This is a genomic window from Paenibacillus sp. S29, assembly GCF_049319765.1.
In the GTDB taxonomy this organism is placed as follows: domain Bacteria; phylum Bacillota; class Bacilli; order Paenibacillales; family Paenibacillaceae; genus Paenibacillus; species Paenibacillus polymyxa_B.
The window spans coordinates 1-24,668 of sequence record NZ_JBMOUI010000027.1 but is presented as its reverse complement, the minus strand read 5'-3'; the positions used below and the strand labels follow the sequence as shown (position 1 = coordinate 24,668).

4 protein-coding genes are annotated in these 24,668 nt (G+C 48.0%); all 4 read left to right on the top strand.

From position 1 onward, the window contains the following. Window positions 1–723, top strand: a 723-nt coding sequence (locus tag ACL9RM_RS25715) for an ACP S-malonyltransferase (protein ID WP_414126673.1), incomplete at its 5' end; no start/stop codon positions are given. After that, complete coding sequence (locus ACL9RM_RS25710) at window positions 698–13,378, top strand: amino acid adenylation domain-containing protein (protein ID WP_414126672.1); 12,681 nt, start codon at window positions 698–700, stop codon at window positions 13,376–13,378. The genes ACL9RM_RS25715 and ACL9RM_RS25710, both read left to right, overlap by 26 nt. Window positions 13,379–13,402: 24 nt before the next feature. After that, window positions 13,403–22,765, top strand: coding sequence for an amino acid adenylation domain-containing protein (locus ACL9RM_RS25705; RefSeq protein ID WP_414126671.1), 9,363 nt, complete (start codon window positions 13,403–13,405; stop codon window positions 22,763–22,765). Between the two features lie 12 nt (window positions 22,766–22,777). Next, the gene (locus ACL9RM_RS25700; RefSeq protein WP_414126670.1) at window positions 22,778–24,028 is read left to right on the top strand and encodes an MFS transporter; all 1,251 of its coding nucleotides are present in this window, start codon (window positions 22,778–22,780) and stop codon (window positions 24,026–24,028) included. Window positions 24,029–24,668: the final 640 nt, after the last annotated feature.

Here is a 24,668-nt window from a genome sequence, read left to right as displayed (position 1 = left end):
TACGTCGTTTCTGGTCATCATGCCTCTGTTGCTGCCGTGGCGGGACAATTAGAGCAACGCGGGTTCCAAATTACCCGCTTGCAGGTCAGCGGCCCTTTTCATAGTCCGCTGATGCAGCATGCTGCGGATAGACTGACCACAGAGCTGCAAAAATACACTTTAAATGAGGCGAAGTGGCGTGTGATCTCCAATGTGACCGCTCTGCCATACCCCGATGTTGACAGCATCCGTCAAGGATTGATTTTGCAAATGACTCACCCGGTTCGCTGGATTCAAACCATGCAGTATATGGCGAATCGTGGCGTGAAACAAGGCATCGAGTTAGGTCCACGAACGGTGCTGAAAAATTTGGCGAAGGAAATAAACACTACCATTGAATTTCTGTCCGTGGATAGAGACTTGGATCGCGTTGAACTGGAACGCCGCTTCTCAATCCGTGATTGGGTTGCTCGTTCCCTTTCACTGGCGGTATCTACCCCCAATGCCAATTGGAATGAAGATGATTATCGAAAGGGTGTTATTTTACCTGTTCGAAGACTGGAAGAATTACTTCGAAGCTCTGAATCAGGGAGCGGTTCACCTCCTGCTTTTGAGCAAAGACAGGAGATTTTGGAGTGTATTCGCCTGGTGTTGCAAACCAAACAGGTCTCCGAAGGAGAGCAGAAAGTAATGCTAGAGCAATTGAGGAGGGATCAGGATGGAACAGTTTCAAACTTTAATTGAAATCATTCAAGACCGTGCAAGCCGGGATGAGAACGGAATCACCTTTATTTCTGGTGATAAACAAGAGGAATACGTATCCTACTGTAAACTTCTGGAGCAAGCATTACAGGTACTTTATGAATTACAGGAAAAAGGGATACAACCTGGCGATGAGCTCATCATGCAGATCGACGACAATCATACCTTTGTGAATGTATTTTGGGGTTGCCTACTTGGTGGAATCGTTCCTGTTCCTGTAAGCATAGGGAATAATGATGAGCATAAAATGAAATTGCTTAAAATCTGGAATACACTTTCCCGCCCTTATATGATTGCAGATGACAAGGTATTGGAACAGTTAGAAAAATACTCGCACCAGCACGAACTGCTGAATTCCTTTGAGCCTGTTAAAAAAGCGACTTTTTCAAGCCATATATTCGATTATTCCAATCAGAGTAAAGGTGTTGTCCATATACCCAAACCGGAGGATTTAGCTTTTATCCAATTTTCCTCAGGTTCTACAGGTGATCCCAAAGGAGTCATGCTGACGCATGAAAATTTGGTTTACAATATTCGGGATATCGCAAATCAAACGGGCATGAGCTCCAAGGATGCTTATTTGGGCTGGATGCCGCTTACGCATGACCTGGGATTGATCGCATTTCATTTAACCTGTGTGATCGCTAATGCCAAGCAGTTGATTATGCCAACGGCACTTTTTATCAGACGCCCGTCTTTATGGCTAAAAAAAGTATCGGAGCATAAGGTGACTCAAATATGCTCTCCCAATTTTGGATATAAATTTTTTCTCGATCAGTATAAACCAGAAACAGCAGCTAACTGGGATTTGTCGAGTGTCCGTATGATCTTAAATGGAGCGGAGCCCGTATCTGTGGAGCTTTGTCATGTGTTTATGGATGCAATGAGTGTTCACGGTTTGAATAAAAATACGATGTTGCCTGTCTACGGATTGGCAGAGGCGAGCGTGGGCGTTTCCTCTCCACCTCTGGACAAAAACACCTTTATCCCCATTCATTTGAATCGGCAGCAGTTACACGTAGGTGAACCTATAGAAGAAGTGGACAAGTCCGACAAGCGGTGTCTTACTTTTGTAGATTTGGGGTATCCGCTGGCTAGTACCTCTGTCCGCATTTGCGATGAACAAAATCAGGTGCTCGAAGATGGGGTGATTGGACACACACAGATCCGCGGCAAAAATGTGGCATCCGGATACTATAACAATCCAGGGGCTACCGCGAAGGTCAAAACAGAGGATGGCTGGCTTATCACCGGCGATTTAGGGTTTATGCGGAACGGTCGCCTGACTATTACTGGTAGAGCCAAGGATATCATTTTCGTGAACGGACAGAATGTCTACCCGCATGACATCGAGAGGATTGCCGAGGAACTGGATGGTGTGGATCTCGGAAAAGTAGCCGTCTGCGGTGTACATGATACGCAAATGAGGCAGGATCGTATTATTGCCTTTGTGATGCACACGAAAAAGATAGAGCATTTTGTACCGCTTGTCCAAAAGCTGAAAAGTCATCTAAATTACCGGGGAGGTTGGCATATTCAGGATGTGGTTCCGATCCGGCGTATTCCTAAAACAACTAGTGGAAAGGTTCAGCGCTTCAAATTAGCCCAGAGTTATGAGCAGGGCGAATTTGATGAAATATTGACAGCAATGGCCGAGGCTACTCGAGTCATGCAAGCAGCTGAGCGTGTAGTCTTACCTCAAGGAGAGATAGAACAGAAGCTGATTGGAATCTGCCAGGATATTTTAAATGTAAAGTCGATCGGGACGGACGATAGCTACTTTGATATCGGAGTGACTTCCTTGCAGCTCGTTCAAATTGTGGACCTGTTGGAGGATCAATTAGGGATTCATATTGAGGTGACGGACTTCTTTTCCTATCCGACCATCGCCAAGCTTGCTGCATATATCTCTAGTCAGGGCATGAGCAGCGACCCGGCTGCAACAGCACAGTCCGAGGCCAAGGAGGAAGCAAATGTCCGGGATATCGCCATCATCGGCATGTCAGGCAAGTTTCCTCAAGCGGAAACATTAGAGCAGTTTTGGGCGAATGTGGCATCAGGGGCTGACAATATCGGCCCGTACAGCGACGAAAGAAGAAAAGATGCCGAAGATTTCATTTCCCGTCTGAATACGGAAGGACGAAATATACAAATTGCAGAAGGCGGCTATCTGGATGAAGTAGACAAATTCGATTATTCCTTCTTTAAGCTGACTCCACGGGAAGCCTCACTCATGGACCCGAATCAACGGTTATTTCTACAAACAGCCTGGAGCACGATTGAGGATGCGGGGTATGGGGGTAAGCAACTGGCAGGCCAAAAGGTCGGCGTGTATGTCGGCTTCTCCAAAACCAGCTTCGAATACGAGCGTTTGTTGTCTGAGGTGGAACCGGGCGCGCTGCCGAACTTTGCCATTGGTAATTTATCATCCATTATTTCCAGCAGGATTGCATATTTGCTCGATCTAAAAGGTCCGGCGCTAACAATTGATACAGCATGCTCTTCATCACTCGTGGCAGTGCATTTGGCCTGCAAGTCCATCCTTAGCGGAGACTGCGACATGGCCTTGGCAGGTGGAGTGAAGACGATTTTACTGCCGCTGAAAGCGGGCATTGGCATGGAATCCTCCGATGATCGAGCACGCGCCTTCGACGACCAGTCGGACGGAACGGGCTGGGGTGAAGGAGTTGGAGCCGTTTTACTGAAGCCGCTGCGCAAAGCGGAACAAGACGGTGACAACATTTTAGCCGTGATCAAGGGAAGTGCCATTAATCAGGACGGTAGCACGATTGGTATTTCCGCGCCGAATGCGCTGGCTCAGGCAGAAGTGATTTCGCAGGCGTGGCGCGATGCACGGATTGATCCTGAAACGATAAGTTGTATCGAAGCACATGGCACCGGAACCAAGCTGGGCGATCCGGTTGAGATTGACGGCATTACCAAGGCTTTCCGCAAGCATACACAGCGTAAGCAGTTTGTGGCCATCAGCACGGTCAAAACGAATATCGGTCATTTATACGAAGCCGCTGGGATTGCGGGCTTGATCAAATCCGTATTGTCCATGAAGCACCAACAGATTGCGCCGCTCGTTCATTTTCGCACACCAAACCAGAAGATCCATTTTGAGGAATCCCCGGTATATGCCAATACGAAGCTACGGGAATGGAAGTCGAACGGTTTCCCGAGAAGAAGCGGACTGAGTTCCTTTGGATTCAGCGGGACAAACTGCCATGTGGTGCTGGAGGAATATATAGCGAAGACGGAATCAGATCCAAGCTCAACGGGCAGCAACAATAAATCATCACCGCTGCTGTTGACCCTGTCGGCGCGAAGTGAATCCGCTTTGCGCCAGTTGGTCGGACGGTACGCAGAACGGTTCGGACGCGCAGAAGAGCTCGTGATGCAGGATGTGTGCTATACGGCTAACACAGGCAGAAGCCATCTGAATCATCGGATTGCTGTGACTGCCGCAGGAGCGGATGCGTTAAAAGCGAAGGTGCTTCAGTTGCATGAACAAGGCAGAGTTGTCGAAGGTGTATACACCGGAATAGCGGATAGCATAGGCAGCGTAGAGACGGTCACTGGAAGCTTGAACACGCTCCAATCCCTCGAGCAGCTTGCTGCCAAGTACGTGCAAGGAGCGCAGATCGATTGGAACGCCCTCTATGCAGGTAAGCGTTATAAAAAGGTTTCTCTGCCTACGTATCCATTCGAACGGAAAAGATGCTGGATTAACGTGCCTGAACAGGTTCGAGCGGAACAGAAGGCGCCAGTTCATGAAAACTCAACAGTAAAGGAGTCTGGAATGATGGGGAACGAGTATTCAGCGCCAGCATCTGCTATCGATCAGCACAAATCATCTATTCTTCAAAAGTTAGCGAAAATGATCGGTAACGTGTCTCAACTCAGTCTGGAGGAACTGGAGCCACAAACACATTTTCTGGAGCTTGGGCTAGATTCCATTAATTTGTCCCAGGTTCGCCACAGTATCAAGGATACCTTCGGACTGGACGTTCCAATGAACGAATTTTTCGAATCGTTGACCACGCTGGAGCTGTTGGCCAGCTACGTAGCTGAGCGGGTGAGCACTTTCACTTCTGCTGAAACCCCGGTTCAATCTGTGGAAAATCGTCCAGAAACAACTCTGAATCAGGTTGATCATGCAGCTTTCCCGTTAACCCAACCGTCTCATGAATCCGCTGTTCCGGCTGCGGCATCCGTTTATGCCATAGACACGGCTGGGCAAACACGGGCTCAAAGCTTTCCAATCGCTACAGCTCCTGCGGCTGTAGAGCGAATTTTGGAGCAACAGCTACATCTGATGTCACAGCAGCTCGATGTTCTCCGGCATCAGCCATCTGCATCCGTAATAGCTTCCGAGCCATTTAACCCGGAAACGGGCGTTTTGCTATCGGCAAGTAGTGAAAGTGCGCAGATCATCCGTACCGAATCCAAGCAGAAAGTCGCGGCTGCATTAGCACCAGCACCATCCGTAAAGGCTGTTTTCAAGAAGACAGGCAATGAAGCCAAGCCGTATACACCTTATAAAAAGCTGGATGTTAAAGCACGTGAATTGCTTTCGCTCCGTCAGGAACAACACCTGCAAGAACTGATTGAACGCTACACGGCCCGTACGCGTAGCACCAAACAGTACACCCAGCAGTATCGCTCCGTATACGCCAATAACCGCAATGTGGCTGGTTTCCGGCCTGTTTTGAAGGAAATGGTGTATCAAATTGTATCCCAGCGTGCAGACGGTTCAAAAATTTGGGATCTGGATGGCAATGAATATGTCGACTTGACGATGGGCTTTGGTGTAAATCTGTTTGGACATAATCCAGCCTTTATTCGTGAAAAAATTGAGAAAGAACTGAAGAACGGCATGTGTATTGGCCCCATGTCCAACATGGCTGGGCAAGTCGCCGAGCGAATATGCAAGATGACCGGTGTGGAACGGATTGCCCTGTATAATTCCGGCACGGAAGCCGTCATGGTCGCGCTCCGTTTGGCACGTGCTGCCACTGGACGAGCTAAAGTCGTCATTTTTGCTGGCTCGTATCACGGTACATTCGACGGGGTGCTGGCACTGGGGAGCGCGGGTGATGACAAGGAGCATTCGACACCTCTAGCTCCAGGTATCTTGCAGCATATGGTGGACGATGTCGTCGTGCTTCAGTATGGGGCGGACGATTCTCTGGATTATATCCGCACCCATGCGCATGAACTGGCCGCGGTTATAGTGGAGCCGGTACAAAGCCGCCGACCAGATTTTCAGCCTAAAGCCTTTTTGCAGGAAATTCGCCAGATAACGGAGCAGTCGGGTACTGCCTTCATTTTTGATGAAGTCATCACAGGCTTCCGGATTCAGCCCGGAGGAGCCCAAGCGTGGTTTGGGGTACAAGCCGACCTCGTGACCTACGGTAAAATCATTGGCGGCGGGCTACCCATCGGCATCGTAGCCGGAAAGGCCGCCTTTATGAACGGAATCGACGGAGGCACGTGGAGCTTCGGGGACGATTCCTATCCGCAGCATGAGCAGCAGCGAACCTTTGTGGCAGGAACCTTCTGCCATCATCCGTTGGCAATGGCTGCATCCTTAGCGGTGCTGGATCATTTGGAGAAGCATGGCGAGCAACTGCAAAATCGCTTGAACAGCCGCACCTTGGCGTTAGCAGCGGAGTTGAACAGCTATTTCACTGACGAACGCGTACCTATGAAGGTCGTTCACTTTGGCTCCCTATTCCGCTTCGTGCTCAAAGGCGATCTGGAGTTGTTCTTCTATCACATGCTGGACAAAGGAATCTATATCTGGGAGGGACGAAACTGCTTCTTGTCCACGGCCCATACCGAGGAAGATATTGCGCGAATCGTAGAAGCGGTCAAGGATAGCGTGAACGAGCTGCGTAAAGGGGGATTTTTACCGGACCCGCCCCCGAATGGAAACGGCCCGGGGCCGGGAAAGCAACCTGTACCTGTAACTGTACCTCCAGAGGCTGAAGCAGCAGAAACTATTATTGCGTTAACTCCAGAGCAAAAGCAGCTTTGGTTCGCTTCTGTTTCAGATCGAAGTGACTCTCAATCTTTACACGAAACCGCCTTGTTGCGGTTTCGTGGTCCACTTCAGCAGCAGGCGTTCAACCAAGCTGTCCAGACCATTGTAAATCGTCATGAAGCCTTACATATCTTTATGAGCGGCGATGGGGAAACTCAGGTGTTCGCTCCTGTGATGAAAGCGGAAATCCCGCTTCATGATTTTACCAGTTATCGCCCAGATGAACAGGAACAACATATCCGGGCATGGATGATCAAGGACAGTGAAACTCCATTTGCGATGACGCCAGGCAAGCCATTATTCCGAATTCATCTGCTGAAAATATCGGATGAAGAGCATCTGGGTGTTTTTACGTTTCATCATTTTATCGCGGATGGCTGGTCAATCAGTGTATTCATTCAGGAACTGGAACACATCTATTCTGCGCTTGTTCGACATGCTGACTACAACCTTCCCGATCCAGTACCTTTTCGGAATTACGTTGTTTGGCAGCAGGATCAATTGAAAGCAGGGAAAAAAGAGGCCCTTGCTTTTTGGTCAGCAGTGCAAGAAAAGCAGCAGCCTGTCCTCCATCTGCCATCTCCGGTAAGGGGAATACAAATTCCGTCTTCCAGAGGAAGCAGACATACCATAATGCTCGAAGCGAAGCTCGTTAAACAATTGAGATCCGCCAGCATAAAGCTAGGCAGCAGTCTTTTTATAACGCTGCTATCCGCCTTTCAGATTTTTCTACATCGGCTGACAGGGCAGCAGGAAGTAACGGTGGGGGTTCCCACCGCAGGACAATCCCATATGGACGCCTTCTCTCTGATCGGCAACTGTGTCAACTTGCTTCCGATGATCAGCGAAGTGCGTCCTGATGCTACTTTTACGGAGCATGTCCAAACGGTCAAAAAGCGCATGAATGAACTGGACAGCTTTCAAAAGTACAGCTTTGCCGGACTCGCTGAGCTGGGGCTGAGGCATTTGCCTGTCATTAACGCTGTATTCAATATGGATCGACCGATTCCGCGTTTTCAATTCCATGGACTGGAAGCAGAACTCGTTGAGAATGAGGTGTCATTCAGTAAATACGAGTTGTTTTTGAACGTGACAGAGGCGCAGAAACAATTACGTCTTGATTTCGACTACAATTTGGATCTTTTTCAGCCAAACATTATCGAAGCCTGGTCAGGATATTTCCTGAATCTGCTGCATTCCATTGTAGAGGAAGAAGGGGCTCGCGTTTCTACGCTGACTTTACTCCGTGCGCCGGAGAACGAACAACTTCGAGCTGCATGGGCAGCAAATACCGATGCCAACGGAAACTATCTTTGCGTCCTCGATGTCTACAAGCATTTGGCACCTGTTGGGACAGCAGGGGAGGTGTATCAAGCCTCAGTAGCAGGTCTGTTGGGAACGACCCGGGAATGGGCTTACGTGGAAAACGATGGCAAGCTGCGGCATATTGGCAATTTGAATCGGACTATCCACATTCGCGGACATCAGGTTAATCTGGAGCAGTTGGAGAAACATCTACTGCAAACTTTCCAATTGGAGTCCTGCGTCATTACACCGCAAACGGACGAAGCTGGAAAAGTCTCATATATAACCGCCTATGTGGTCGCAAACGCATCGAAGCCATGGGAAGAAGACGCACTGAAAAAGGCTGTAATCGAAATTCTTCCAGATTATACGCAGCCTCGTTTTTGGATTCCTATGGATCATATTCCTCTTCTGCCGGATGGTCAGCCTGATCTACAGGCTTTGCCAGAGCCGGGACAAGCAAGCATATTCACTAAAACAGACACCGCTTCTGAGAACCACGGCGTAGAAGATCAACTCGTGAACATTTGGAAGGACGTTCTGAATGTAACGGATATCAGCTATGACGATAACTTTTTTCAACTGGGCGGTGATTCACTAAAAGCGACGGTCATTCTGTCGAGAGTCAATAAGGAACTGGGTGTACACATTCCACTTAGCCACATTTTTGAGCTGCAAACGATTGCAGAGCTGGCTACATATATTGCGGGTGGAACAAAGAAGACCTACGAACCGATTGTATCTGTGAAATCGCAAGCCTTCTATCCGGTATCTTCTTCCCAAAAGAGAATGTACGTGCTGGATCAGTTGGGAGGTGGAAAGGCCTATCATGTATCAGGTCAGCTTTTCATAGAGGGAGATCTGGAGGTTCCCCGCTTCATTGAAGCCGTTAGGGAAGTTATTTTGCGTCATGAATCCTTTCGGACGTATTTCGATCTGGAAGACGGAGAAGTGGTACAAAAAGTTCGGGACACGATTCCATTCGACATCCCGTGTACCCGCATTTCCAAGGAAGAAGCAAAACAGGCTCGGACCTTGTTTGTTCAGCCTTTTCACCTAGGAACAGCTCCTTTATTCCGCGCCGAACTGTACGAATTTATCGAAGGTGGCTTCATACTGTTAGTGGATATGCATCACATCGTGTCCGATGGTTTCTCCATGGCCGTGCTGCTGGATGAAATCATTCAACGGTATCAGGGCAGACAGCTTGCGAACATTCAGCTTCATTACAAAGACTTTGTTGCTTGGCAGAAGCAGCAGATCACTGACGACGCATTGCAAGCGCATGAATCATATTGGCTCCAGACCTTGAATGGCGAGCTTCCTATACTGAATATACCTACGGACTTTTCACGTCCACAAACACAAAGCTTTGAAGGTGACAGCTTGACCGTCACCTTGGAATCCAAACTTACTAACAGACTCTACAAATTGGCCCAAGATACCGAATCTACGATCTTTATGGTACTTTTGGCGGCTTATAATGTCCTGCTGGGCAAGTATTCTGGTCAAGAGGACATTATCGTGGGTACACCTGTTGCCGGAAGACGGCATGTGGATACGCAAACGATGATTGGCATGTTCGTCAATACGCTGGTTCTTCGCAATCAGCCGCGATCTTTTTTAACGTTCCAATCCTTTTTGCAGAAGGTTAAGCAAAACTCGCTGCTGGCACTGGAGCATCAGGAATACCCGTTTGATGAGCTTGTAGACAAACTGGAACTGGTGCGCGACGTAAGTCGAAACCCGGTGTTCGATACGATGTTCAGTTTGCAAAATGTCGGCACAGATGTTTTGGAAACAGGAGGCATTCGTTTTAAACCGGAAGAATTCAACGCGGGTATCTCCAAGGTGGATTTTTCATTGCATGTGACCGAGGAAAAAGAATGTTTGTCCTTCACTTTGGAGTATGGCACAAAGCTGTTTAAACCGGAGACCATCCGACGGCTGGGAGAGCATTTTGTGCGAATTTTGGAAACGGTGACGCAGGATGTCGGGGTGCGGTTGGCCGATATTATGATCGTATCTGATGAAGAGAAGCAATTACTGCTAACCGAATTTAATCATACCGTCGTACCTTTCCCGCACAATGAGACAGTTCACGGGCAGTTTGAAAAGCGGGTCGTACAGACGCCGGGTCATATAGCATTGGTGTTCGGAAATCAGCGTCTGACCTACCGGGAGTTGAACGAACGTGCTAACTCACTGGCACGGATACTTCAAGCGCATGGTGTAGGACCCGATAAGCTAGTCGGCCTGATGGTGCAGCGTTCGGCGGAAATGATTATCGGTCTGCTCGCCGTGCTAAAAGCGGGTGGCGCTTATGTGCCTATCGATCCTGAATATCCGTCAGCCCGTATTGAGTATATGCTGAGTGACAGTGAGGCTGCCGTGCTCCTGACCAGTCGCGATCTGGTAGGAGAACACCATTACAGCGCCAACACCCTGTTTATCGAAGATGAGGAAGTATATCAAGGGGAAAGGACCAATCTGGAAGCCACTGCTCAGCCGGAGCATCTGGCTTACGTCATCTATACTTCTGGCTCAACCGGAAATCCGAAAGGAGTTATGCTCCAGCATCGCTCGGTGCTGAATTTTATTACAGGAATGCGTGAAGTGATCGACTTTGCAGCGAACAAAACGATTTTATCCCTAACCACCATTTCGTTCGATATTTTCGTTTTGGAAACGATTCTGCCGCTGCTGGGCGGAATGACCGTCGTGTTAGGCGACCGCCATTATCAGGTCGATCCTCAGGCACTTGGCGAGCTGATTACTGCACATCATATTGACATGCTGCAAATGACGCCATCTCGGCTGCACATGCTGCTGAGTCATGAAGAAGGCTCCCGTGTGCTGCAAGGTGTACAGGAAATTATGGTTGGGGGAGAAGCGCTTCCGCCCAGGCTGCTGGAGGCAATGCAGAAATTGAACGGCCCCCGTATTTATAACATGTACGGACCTACGGAAACGACGGTTTGGTCGGCAGTGCAGGAACTTACCGATGCCAATCAGATTGACATTGGACGCCCCATTGCGAATACGCACATTTATATCATGGATGCGCAGAACAGATTACAGCCAATCGGTATACCGGGCGAGCTATGCATTGCAGGGGAAGGGCTGGCCCGTGGCTATTGGAACCGCGAGGATTTGACGGCAGAAAAATTTGTGGATAATCCATTTTCAATAGGGACACGAATGTACAGAACGGGTGACCTCGCTCGCTGGAAAGCAGATGGAAATCTGGAGTTTATCGGCCGAATCGACCATCAGGTGAAAGTACGTGGATTCCGGATCGAACTGGGTGAGGTTGAAAATGCTTTGATGAGCCATTCTGCAATTCAAGAGGCTGTCGTCACTGTATATCAAAACAAAGAGCAAGAATCCGTCTTGTGTGCCTACATTGTATTGCATACAGAAGAAACACCAAGCTTAACGGTCATTCATGAACATGCCGCCAAGTTGCTCCCGTATTATTCGGTTCCGTCTTACTTCGTGTTTCTGGATCGGATACCGTTGACACCGAACGGAAAAACCGACCGAAAAGCATTGCCGGAGCCTGAAAAGCTATTCCGACCGGATGTGGCCTATGTAGCGCCGCGAAATGATGTGGAAGAAGCTTTGGCCGCCGTATGGCAAGATGTTTTGGGACGCGATCAGGTGGGCATTCAGGATAACTTTTTTCTGCTCGGAGGCGACTCGATTAAAGCAGTTCAAGTCATCGCACGCATGCGTCTCCACGGGTATTTACTGGATATCCGACACGTACTGGAGCATCCGTCCATTGAAATCCTGAGCGGCTATGCAGAAACATTGTCCCGTCCGATAGAGCAAGGTCCGATAGATGGAGAAGTACCACTGACACCGATACAACGACACCTACTCGATGGGTTTGAACGGCATCCAGCATCCGAGGCACTTCCTGCCGCAATGTCGGTACTGCTGTTGGCAAAGTCGGGCTTTGACGAGCAGCCATTGCGAGCCGCATTGAAGAAAATCGTAGAGCACCACGATGCTCTGCGCCTTGGCTTATTACAACAGGCTGACGAGTCGGTTACGCAAGCTCACAAAGGACTGCATGAGGAGCTAATCACGCTGGAGGTACTGTCGCTTACGGGAACGGAAAGCGAAGCACGCAGCCAGATGGAAGCTGAATGTCAACGGATTCAAAGCAGCCTGCGGCTGTTTGAAGGACCACGAGTTCGGGCAGGGCTTTTCCGTCTGGATAGCGGAGATCATCTTTTCCTTGCTGTAGACCCACTAGTGGCTGACGCCATTTCATGGAATATTTTGCTCGAAGATCTGGCAACAGGCTACGGACAAGCTCTGGATGGGGAAACGATTGTTTTACCGGACAAAACGAACGCTTACCAAACGTGGGCAGAGCATCTTGAGCATTATGCGAATAGTAAAGAGCTGCTCAAGGAGCAGGACTATTGGAACAAGATAGAGTTGTCAGAGTGGAGAACGCTTCCCAAAGACCATGAAGTCATTACGGATTCTGGATCGGAGAGACAAACACATCAGCTCCACCTGCAATTATCAACAGACGAAACCCAGCATCTGATGACACAGGTCAATCATGCCTATAATACCGTGCCGGAGGAAGTACTGCTGTCCGTACTGGGGCAAACAGTATCCGAATGGTCAGGACAAGAACGGATTGCACTCTACGTGGAGAACCCTGGCCGAGAACAGGCTGAAACAAATTCGCTGGATATCTCCAGAACGGTAGGGCAGTTTACGTCCGTGTATCCAGTTGTACTGGACATCAAATCTGCGGATGATATAGCGCTGTTGCTTAAGCGTGTGAAGGAAACGGTTCGGCAGGTTCCAAATCACGGATTGGGCTACGGTGCATTGAGATATCTGACCGAAGCCAGCAATCCAACGGATTCTAAACGTTTTCGTCATCCGGAAATTGGTTTCCGTTATATAGACTCCCCACACCCGGAATCGGTTTATTTTTCTATATCGCCGCTGCAAGCTGAAATTGGACCAGGTACCAAGGATGTGATTAATGGTTCATCTTATGCTCTTTATATGGATAGCCGGTTGGAGGACGGAAAATTAAGTATCCGTATATCCTATGACAGAAATGCATATGAAGAGCGCACGGTCAAACAACTTTTCTCCCGCTTCGAAACACACCTGTTGAATACCATTCGTCATTGCCTTGATCAGTCCGGTCAGGAACTGACACCAACAGACGTAGGGGCAGATGATCTGGATTTGGAAGAGTTCGAAGAGATGAAGCATTTTTATGAAAGCCTATAAATATTCGATTGAGGGGGAAATCCGATGAGTAAAAGGCTTGAAATCGAAAAAGTGGCCAATTTAACGCCTTTGCAGGAGGGGATGCTCTTTCATACAGTCATGGAGCCGGAATCACAGGCGTACTATGAGCAAGTACGAATGACCATCCGGGGTGAACTGAACCTGGAGGCTCTGCAAAAGAGCTTCGAGACTCTGGTGCAGCGTCACGAAACGCTTCGTTCGAATATTTATCATAAAAGTGCTTCCCGTTCGCGGCTCATCGTGTTTAAGGAGCGAAATCCAACGCTTCGTTACGAGAATCTGACGAATATTCCCGAGGCAGAGCAAGCAGAGGCCATTCGCAGCTACGCAGACGCAGACCGAAACCATCGTTACGATCTGAGCAAGGATTTGCTCATTCGTCTGGCTGTGCTTCAAACCCAAACGAACGCATATACGCTGCTTTTAAGCTTTCATCATATTATTATGGACGGCTGGTGCCTCGGCATCGTTATGGACGAGCTGTTCGCGGCTTATGAAGCACTGAAAGCGGGGAAGCCCGTACAACTGCTAACACCGCAGCCCTATACTGGCTATGCCCGCTGGCTGGATAAGCAGGATAAGGAGGCGGCGAAGGAATACTGGCGGTCCATCCTGAACGACTATGATCAGCCAGCTGTGCTGCCAACCCTGCCTGTAGCCCATCCGCTCCAGCCAGATACCGGGTACTTGCTGCATGAGCATAAAATAACACTCACGGATGAAACAACCCGTCAATTGCGGACGGTGGCTGAACGCAACGGAACAACCCTTAGCAGTCTGTTTCTGGCTGCATGGGGAGTGGTGCTTGGAGGATACAACCAAAGTGAAGACGTCGTCTTCGGCACCGTTGTTTCCGGTCGACCGCCGGAGCTTGAAGGTGTTGAACAGATGTTGGGACTTTTCATTAACACCATACCGGTACGAATCAAATTGGATGCAGATCTGCCATTCTCAGGTCTGCTTCGTGAAGTGCAGCGCAGCGCGGTTCAATCACGGGCATATGACTATTTTTCACTCGCTGAAATACAGTCCCAGTCAGCGCTCAAGCAGCAACTCATGGATCATTTTGTTGTATTTGAAAACTACCCGCTGCAGGATATGGTTGGCCGGCCTGATCTGAAGGAACGACTTGGATTCGTCGTGGAGGACGCTCAGCTGTCCGAAGAAACACCTTACCACTTCAACATCGAAGTGGAGGACGGAAAAGCGTTGAGCTTTATGCTGTCCTACAACAACTATGTCTATAGCGATGAAGCGATGACACGGTTAGTTGGGCATTTGGAGCATGTACTCGTCCAAATTGCACGTACACCAGAACTCCTGCTGCGGAACATTCGTCTGCTGACCGCTACAGAAGAGGCGGAACTCACCAATATATGGAGCGGGCCGATTGCCGACTATCCTGCTGAAACGTTCCATGGAATATTTGAAGCCCAGACAGAACGTATCCCGGAACAGACCGCCGTCATCTACGAAGACACCGCACTGACCTATCATGAGCTGAATGAGAAGGCCAATCTGCTTGCTCAAGCACTGCAAAACCGTGGGGGCAAGCGTGAGCATCTCGTCGCCGTGATGCTTGATCGTTCAGCAGACATGATTATCGCTGTGTTAGGGATTATGAAGGCGGGAGCTGCCTACGTACCTGTCGATCCGACCTACCCGAAAGAAAGAATTGCTTACATGCTTCAGGACAGCGGAGCTACGATTATGCTCACGCAGTCTTCCTTGACTGAACTATTGGCCGATGTGGATTTTGCGGGGGAAGTGCTGGACTTGCCAGCGTTACTTCAACAGGCTTCACAAGCGGAGCATTCCCATCAACAAGCGCCTATCTACGCACCTATTCATGATCCCGAGGCTTTGGCCTACGTCATTTATACATCGGGAACGACGGGCAACGCCAAAGGCGTGATGATCGAGCATCGCCATTACGTAAATACGGCGTGGGGCTATAGAGAAGCTCACCAGTTAAAAGAGTTTCCCGTCAAGCTCCTTCAGATTGCCAGTATGTCGTTCGATGTCTTTGCCGGTGATCTGGCCAAGACATTCGTGAACGGAGGCACCATGGTCATTTGCCCACAGGATGTGCGCAACGATCCTCCAGCTTTGGCGCAGTTTCTCGAACAGCACGAAATTACGACGTTTGAAGTTCCGCCAGCCTTGTTGACGCTGCTTATGGACTATGTATATGAACACGGTACAGATGTCAGTGCCATGAAGCTGCTTACTACAGGCGCGGACAGCTTTGGCGTTGATAACTATCGGACACTTTTGAATCGCTTCGGTGATACGATGCGCATCATGAATACCTACGGTGTAACCGAAGTGGCAATTGATTCAAGCTTTTATGAAGAAGCAGCTGAACGTCTGCCTCCATCAGGTATCGTCCCGATTGGAAAGGCACTGCCGAATCATAAAGTATATATTGTGGATGAGGCTTTGCGTCCGCTCCCTGTCGGCGTAGCCGGGAAGTTGTGCTTGGGCGGCGCTTCTGTGGCCCGCGGTTATTTGAACCGTCCTGACCTGACGGCGGAGAAATTTGTACCGAATCCTTTTGTAAAGGGAGAGCGTCTGTACCGCACCGGAGATCTGGCACGCTGGCTGCCGGATGGCAACATTGATTTCATCGGTCGGATTGACTTTCAGGTGAAAATTCGTGGCTACCGGATCGAACCTGGTGAAATTGAGTCGGCCTTACTCCAATTGGATGAGGTACGCCAAGCGGTGGTCACGGATAGAACGGATAAAACCGGACAAAAGTATTTGTGCGCCTACGTAGCAGGTACAACCGACAAATCCTTCTTGCGGACAGAGCTTGCCAAGCAGTTGCCAAGCTATATGGTGCCCGCACATATTATCGTGCTGGATCAATTGCCTTTGACCCATAACGGTAAAATTGATCGACGTGCGCTTCCAGAACCCGAAGATTTTGTGTTGACCGACGTCGAGTATAAAGCGCCGCAGAGCGAACTGGAGCAAACACTCGCTTCCATCTGGGAGGAAGTCATTGGTGTTAAGCCGATTGGTCTGCGCAACAACTTTTTCGAGCTTGGTGGCGATTCGATCAAAGCGTTGCAAATCGCAGCCCGATTGAACGCGAAGGGCCTCAAAATGGACATGAAGGATTTGTTCCGCCATCCGCAGATTGATTTGATTGCTCCTTATATAAAAAAAGTAATTCGGACCATCCCGCAGGGGGCGGTACAAGGTACAGTGGAGTTGACACCGATCCAATGGGAATTTTTTGAGCATCATCGAACAGAACGTCATCATTACAGTCAGGCTGTCATGCTCCAGAACCCCGAAAGATGGAACGAAACCTGGCTGCGAAGCGCCGTGGACAAGCTGACCACGCACCATGATGCCTTGCGCATTACCTTTGATGAACGTGAAAAAAAACCTGTCGCCTATAACAGAGGCACAGCCGAAGGTGAACACTTTACATTGGAAAGCTACGATTTAATACATGCTGACCAGCCTGGGGAAGAAATCGCGCAGCTCACTGACGCGTTACAAAGCCATTTTGATTTGCGTAACGGCCCGCTTGTGCGTTTGGCTTTAATCCGGCTACAGGAATCCGATCATTTGTTAATCGTCATTCATCATCTTGTCATAGACAGTGTGTCGTGGAGAATCCTGCTGGAAGACTTGGAAACAACCTACCAACAGTTAGCTAACGGTGAAAAGCTGCAGTTACCCGCCAAGACCGATTCCTACAAAGAATGGGCAGCACGTCTGTCCAAGTATGCACAAAGCGAACTGGCGCGTCAGGAAATCAGCTATTGGAATACGGTAGAAGCTCGTGAAATACTTTCGCTGCCAAAAGATCATGAGGTTTCAGATAGCCTGATCCGTGACGGGCGCAAATCCGAAGTGACACTCAGCCGGGAAGAAACCGAAAACCTGCTGAAACACGCGTACCATGCTTACAATACAGAAACAAATGATATTTTACTGACGGCGTTAGGACTGGCTTACCGGGAATGGAGCGGACATGCTGAAATTGCAGTCCAGATGGAAAGTCATAGCAGGACGAAATTGATTAAAGACATTGACGTATCACGTACAGTTGGCAGGTTTACGTCCGTGTATCCGTTTGTGGTAAATGTGAGCAAACCCGAAGATTTGGCCCATCAAATCAAGCTGGTTAAGGACAATTTGCGACGTGTACCCAACAAGGGTGTCGGCTATGGCATTTTACGCTACTTGACCGACAGGGAGCAGCAGGATAGGGCAGCTCTTTTTTCTGCCAAGCCACCTGAGATCAGCTTTAGCTTTGACGGAGAAGCCAGAGAAGGTACGGCATGGCGTACCTCGCCACTATCCACGTTTGCCGGTACTGAAATCAACCCTCTGACTAAAAAAGCGCCCAGCTTTGATATTCATGGTGCGGTGGCTGACGAAAGACTCCGTATTGTATTCGAATACAACGCACGTGAATATGAAGCATCGACGGTGGAGCGACTTACAGCCAGCTTTAAGACTCATCTGATCGAACTTATTCGCCATTGCTGTGCCAAGGATACAGCAGAACAAAGCCCGACGGATTTTACATATGGGCAATTGTCTCTGGACCAGTTTGAAAATATTGCAAATCGCTTATCAAATAAGCTGTTAAACCACCAAGTGAAAATTAAAGACCTCTATCCGCTATCCCCGATGCAGGAGGGAATGCTATTTCATTCCATACTTGATGAAAAGTCAGAGGCTTATTTCGAACAAACGATTATTACCATTCATGAAGCTATGGATACCAACCTAATCAGCCGAAGCTTACAAAAGCTGATTGACCGATATGATATTTTCCGTACGGTATTCATGTATAAGGAGACGGATCGTCCGCTTCAGGTTGTACTGGAGGAACGATTAGCTGCTCCTGTCCATACCGAAGATGTGCGTAGTCTACCGGATGCGGAAAAGCACAGACGACTTCAAGCCATTTTACAGGAAGAGTGGCAGAGAGGTTTTGATCTGGAAAAGGGGGTTCTCATCCGGTTAGCGCTTGTACAGTGGGATGAGGACACCTCAAAGCTCATCTGGATCTCTCATCATATTATTATGGACGGCTGGTGCCTGCGGACGGTAGCCAAAGATTTTTTTGATATTTACACATCACTTCGGGACGATACTCCTTTAGAATTAGAGCCTGTCCTTCCATTTAGCAGCTTTATTCAGTGGTTGGAAAGACAAAATAAAGAGGAAGCAGCAGCATACTGGAAACAATATGTGACTGATTTTGAAAATGAAACCGTCGTGCCCGGCTATACTCGATCCGTCGATCCTTCGTTTCAGGCAGAGCAACTCATATGCACATGGGGAGAGCAGCTGACCCAAGGCATGGAACAAATCGCCAAGCAAAACCGTGTCACCGTCAGCACCTTATTTCAAACCGTTTGGGGCTTATTACTACAAACGTACAACAACAGTAAGGACGTCATTTTCGGGTCTGTCGTATCGGGCAGACCTGATGAAATCCCCGGTATTGAAAATATGGTCGGATTATTCATTAATACCCTACCTGTACGTGTTAAAAGCTCCGCTGACCTGCGGTTTTCCGACTTGCTTACGTCTATACAGGATTCCTTGATGGAGTCCAATCGGTATTCCTATTTTTCCTTGGCTGATATTCAAGCCCATAGTGTACTAAAACAAAACCTGATCCAGCATATTGTCGCCTTTGAAAACTTTCCCGTTTCGGAAGAACTTACGGGCCTGGAAAAAAATCCTAAAGCCCTCCGTGTTGGTGAAATAGAGGATATTGAACAGACCAATTATGATTTGAATGTAATCGTCATGCCTGGCCGAGAGCTGGAAATCAAATTTAGCTATAACGCGTTGACGTATAACAAAAATGCGATCAAACAATTGGCTGCTCACCTCATCCAAATGATGGAGCAAGTTATTCAAAACCCAAATATCCGGGTTTCGGAGATTGATCTTTTGACAGCGGAGGAAAAACAGCAGCTCTTGTTTGATTTTAATGATACACGGAGACCGTATCCATCGGACCACACCATACATCACGGCTTTGAAATACAGGCAGAGAAAACACCAGATGCAGTAGCTATTGTATTTGAAAATCGTGAGCTAACTTACCGCGAATTAAATATAAAAGCTAATCAACTGGCCTCGAAGCTGCGGAAACTGGGTGTTACGCCGGATACCATCGTAGGCATTTTGACTGAACGTTCACCAGAAATGATTATCGGTATTCTTGGTATTTTGAAGGCGGGTGGAGCCTACTTGCCACTGGAGCCTTCTTATCCACAGGAACGGATTATGTTTATGCTTCAGGATAGCGGTAGCGAAATTCTGCTAACCCTATCCAACAAGGGAAAACAGATGAACACTTTCGATTTTTCCGGTACTGTTCTGGATCTGGCCGACATCAGCTCCTACGACTCCGACGACTTCATTTTTTCCGAATCGACAACGGCAGACGATCTGGCCTATGTCATGTATACATCCGGCTCGACCGGGCGTCCCAAGGGTGTCATGATTGAACACCGGAATGTCATACGGCTGGTGAAGAACACCAATTACATGCCATTTGCCGAGAACGAGCGCATTTTGCTGACCGGGGCGCTCGTGTTCGATGCCTGTACCTTTGAAATTTGGGGAGCTTTGCTGAACGGATTGCGCTTGTACATTGTACCGGAATCCGTAATCTTGGATGCTGTTCAGCTTGGTGAAGCGCTGAATCGATATCATATTACAACGATGTGGCTGACATCGCCCTTGTTTAACCAACTCACACAGCATAAACCAGATCTCTTTGCTTCGCTAAAGCACTTGCTGGTGGGCGGGGATGTGCTTTTACCTGGGATCATTAATACGGTTAGAGCACATTCTCCGGGAGTGAACGTTATCAACGTCTATGGCCCCACAGAAAACACAACATTCTCTACTTATTTCCCGATTGATAAGGAATATAACCGCATTCCTATTGGTCGCCCAATTGGCAATTCAACTGTTTATATTTTGGACTCTTCAAGCAGGCTGCTGCCTATCGGTGCTCAAGGGGAAATTTGTGTTGGTGGGGATGGTCTGGCGCGCGGCTATCTAAACAGGGATGATCTGACCCAGCTAAATTTTGTCCCTAATCCATTCATTCCGGGCGAAAAAATATATCGGACAGGTGATTTGGGCAGATGGCTACCGGACGGCAATCTGGAGTATCTCGGACGGATAGACCAGCAGGTTAAAATCCGCGGATATCGTATTGAACCCGGCGAAATTGAAACCCAGCTCATGAAACATGATGCAGTTCGGGAGGCGCACGTAGCGGTAAGAAGCACGAAGGATGGTCAAAAAACGCTCTGTGCTTATATCTCAACCGACGTACCGCTATCCAAGAGTGATATGAAGACCCATTTGACTGGCCAGTTGCCGGATTATATGATTCCTGCCCAGTATGTGTTCCTGCCGGCGTTTCCCCTGACAACGAACGGTAAAATCGACCGCCAAGCATTGCCTGAGCCAGAAATGGCCAGCGGTTCCGATATGGAATACGTTGCTCCAAGAAATGAAGTGGAACAACAGTTGGCGAACCTGTGGCAAGCGGTGCTTGGCGTTGAAAAGGTCGGCATTGACGACGGCTTTTTCGAGCTTGGAGGTCATTCACTGAAGGCCATTCAACTGGTATCGAAAGTACAGGAATCGAACATTCCGCTGGATATACATCAATTGCTTCAATATCAGACGATAAGAAGCTTGTCCGATCTTTTACAACGTGGTGAAGAGGGCGGAGTGAACACGGATACGCTCATTGCCAAAGCTCAGGAGGTTGAGCGGGCTATTACAGAAGCATTTGGTGTACAGGTCTTGCTTCAGTCCGTATCCACCGATAAGCAAAACTATGTGTTCCTGCAAGTAGAGCCTTTTTGTGTAGAACAAGTTCAGGCAATCTCTGAATTTATCCAATCTTATATCCATCCAGACCTGCACCCGCATTATATCGTTCGCTGGGGAACCGACGAACCAGATAGAATTCTCGGAGCTGTACCGACAAACGAAGAACAAGAAACCTTGCTTAAACAACAGGCCGATGTATGGCTTGCCAGCATTGCTAAGTTAAATACAGACTGGAATACCAATATACTAAGTCTGAATGCTATTGGACGCTATCCGCTTGCACCAGCTCAGCATTACCATTTGCAACATTTTACAGGCTCGGGTATGGCTGTGCAGTTAGATAGCTACTTGAACACCGAGCGTTTGACTGTAACGATTCAGCGGCTTCTTCAACGCCATGAATTGCTAAGAAGCGTACTTGTTCAATCGTCCGGAGCATGGGAATGGGAGTTGCGTCCAGCTCCAGAGCATCTTTTTTTACCGACTGTTGATCTCTCCGGTCAGCCGGTACAAGCACAACGCAGGCTTCTTTCTTCCATTGCCTCTAAGCTATTTTTAGAACCTTATGAACTTACACAGTCGCTGCAGTACCGGATCGTCCTGATTCGCTTAAATTTGCGGGAACATCTGCTATTGTTTCCTTGCTCGCACATCATTTTTGATGCTACGAGCAGTGACATCCTGCGCAGACAACTCCTTGATGAATATCATCGTCCGCAGCAGACGGCACATGCGATAGAAGAGGTGCAATACCGGGGATATGTAAACCATATCCGCCAAGGCCCTCAAGGAATCGGGGATCAGGAAATCAGCGAGCAATTCAAACTCCAGACGTTTGGTGAGAATAATGATCGTATCCACGTGCTGACCGAAGAACGCAACTATGCGGACACTACCAGATATCGTTGGGAGCTGAATTTAAGCGACATTTCAGAGCAACACGGCGCTGCGAATATGTGGGATATTTCGCTTCAAATGGCTGTACGTTTTTTCAGCAGCTATTTCCAACTCTCTGATGTTCCGCTTTGGATTACTAATTATGGAAGACAATATGGCGACCGAAACTATTTTGGAACCGTAGGCGAGTGTATTGATCATATACCCGTTGTGCTGCAGGAAGATGACACTGAATCCTATGAAAAGAGTATCCATACCCACCTGGACTTTGCTTCACGCTATCATTTGAACTTTTTCAATCTGATCTTCAATGCTGAAATGGAGAAAGCTTACCCGATATCCAGCAGCATTTTGATAAAAGGACTTGAACAGCTGCCTATCGTATTCAACTATTTGGGTGAGGGACGAGAGGATGCAGAATTGCTCGACAATCTGCATACCGAAGGCACACAGGCCAATGTTAACAAGGTTATTTTCTTTGAGTCAGAGCATGTAGGGGATATTCTGAAAATCTCACTTACCATTCCATATCATGAGAACGACCAGTATATCCATCAAATCTTCCAGACTGCTAGTGACAGGCTCTTGAATGCTTTGACCATTTTGCAGTAAGGGGATGAAGATGTGAATCCATTGTTTAAGGATAGCCGTTTTATCCGATTTTTTGCATCTCGTACTCTTGCCAATATCGCAGACAGCATTTATTCTATCGTCCTGCTGTATTTTGTTCAGCAATCGACACAGTCGGTGGCGATGACCAGCTTCACGTATACGGCCGTATCTGCGGCGTCGATTTTCAGCTTTCTCGTGGGTCCTGTGGTGGACCGTTATTCACCGCCTTTGTTAGCCAGCATCGCCTTGTTTACGCAGGCTGTGCTAATTTTGGCCGTCCCGTTTCTCATTCAGGACGGGATGGTCAATCTGGTCGCTATCCTTGTTATTGTATTCATTGCATCCTGCTTCTCAACACTGTTTTATCCGGCCAATAGTAAAATGCTGCCGCAATTGATAGGCTCGCCGGATTTGATTGTCCGGGCGAATTCCATGATTTCGTCGACGGATCAGGTTATTAATATTGTCGGATATCTGGCTGGAGCCTCGCTCATCATCGCAATGGGGATGAAAAATACGTTTTTTCTAGCCGGTGCAATGCTGTTTCTGGCAGGCTTTGTATATGTCAGGCTCAGCAAGCAAATCGATGCTCCTCCGGTGGAAGACACGGGCAGGAGTTCACTAAAGCTCGGGTACTATCTGAAACAATTGAAAGAAGGGTATCTTTTTGTAAAACGGCACACCTTCCTGAGAATTATGCTTCCGTTCTTTGCGCTGACAAACTTTTCGATGGCGATTTTGGTCATCGCTATACCTTCCATCGCTGTATCCTATGGCTCGCCGATCTATTACAGTCTGCTGTATGTAGCCTACTTTATCGGTATTTTCATCGGTTCCTTTCTGGTCAGTGTATTGAAAAAGAACGGCATTACCATCGCGGTTTCCTGGGTAGCCATGGGACTGGCAATCTATGTCTTTTCCCTTGTGCCCGAGATGTGGATGAAGCTGCTGGCAGCTCTGTTATTAGGTATTTTTACCGGCATCATCAATGTGCTCCAAACGTCGTTGATTCAAATTATTACACCGCTGCCTATACTGGGCCGTGTTACAGCCTTTTTAAACACCTTGTCGAGTGCGGCTCTGCCATTAGGGGCCTTGATTGGAGGGGCGCTAGCTTTACGGTTTTCTCTGAGTGAGGTTCTTTTTTTCAGTGGACTGATTACTGTACTATGCGGATTGATTATGTTTCTGTTTAAGGATATCCGCCAGTATCAGATTCCTTCTGGAGAGATTGGAAGAGTTGCCCCTTCCCACAATTCATAAGCCATGCATGTCAGTGCCAGGTTCTCATCATAGAACCTGGCATTTTTAGTATGTCTGGCCTCGCCATGATAAGGCTTTATCATAGACAAAGGTAAAACTATCGTTACATTTGGACACCAAAGGAGATACAAGATGGCTGAGCCTTTAAAAAATATATACACAGCGAATTTTCTTCGCTCTTTCGATGAAAGAAGTATAAACAGCTTATAGCTGGTTTGATACCCAGGGATTTATTCTTCAAATCATGAACGAGACGTGAGATGGGCTGGAGCTAAAAGAACGAATAAATTGGTATAATTTACATGTAGTATTCAGCAAACCTAAATGATATATTATTCATCCGGCCGTAAGATAGGCTGCGATGTAATGGTTCAAAAATTCAAAAGATCGTTTATGAGTTATTATTTACCAGTAGTATGGATCGCCAAAGTATGATATATTATTTATCCGGCCCAAGAAAAGCCGAATGAGAAAATTGATCTTTGAAAACTGAACAACGAGTGAGTAAAATGATTTTGTTCACAAAATCAAACAAGAGATATTTTTATCTCGTCAGTTTCAACATGAGCTTATCGCTCTTTCTATAAACCAACTTCGGTTGGTCTTTAATGGAGAGTTTGATCCTGGCTCAGGACGAACG

Bases quoted from the DNA above. Each gene is read 5' to 3' on its own strand.
- ACL9RM_RS25710 (WP_414126672.1), top strand. From the start codon at position 698: ATGGAACAGTTTCAAACTTTAATTGAAATCATTCAAGACCGTGCAAGC.
- ACL9RM_RS25705 (WP_414126671.1), top strand. From the start codon at position 13,403: ATGAGTAAAAGGCTTGAAATCGAAAAAGTGGCCAATTTAACGCCTTTG.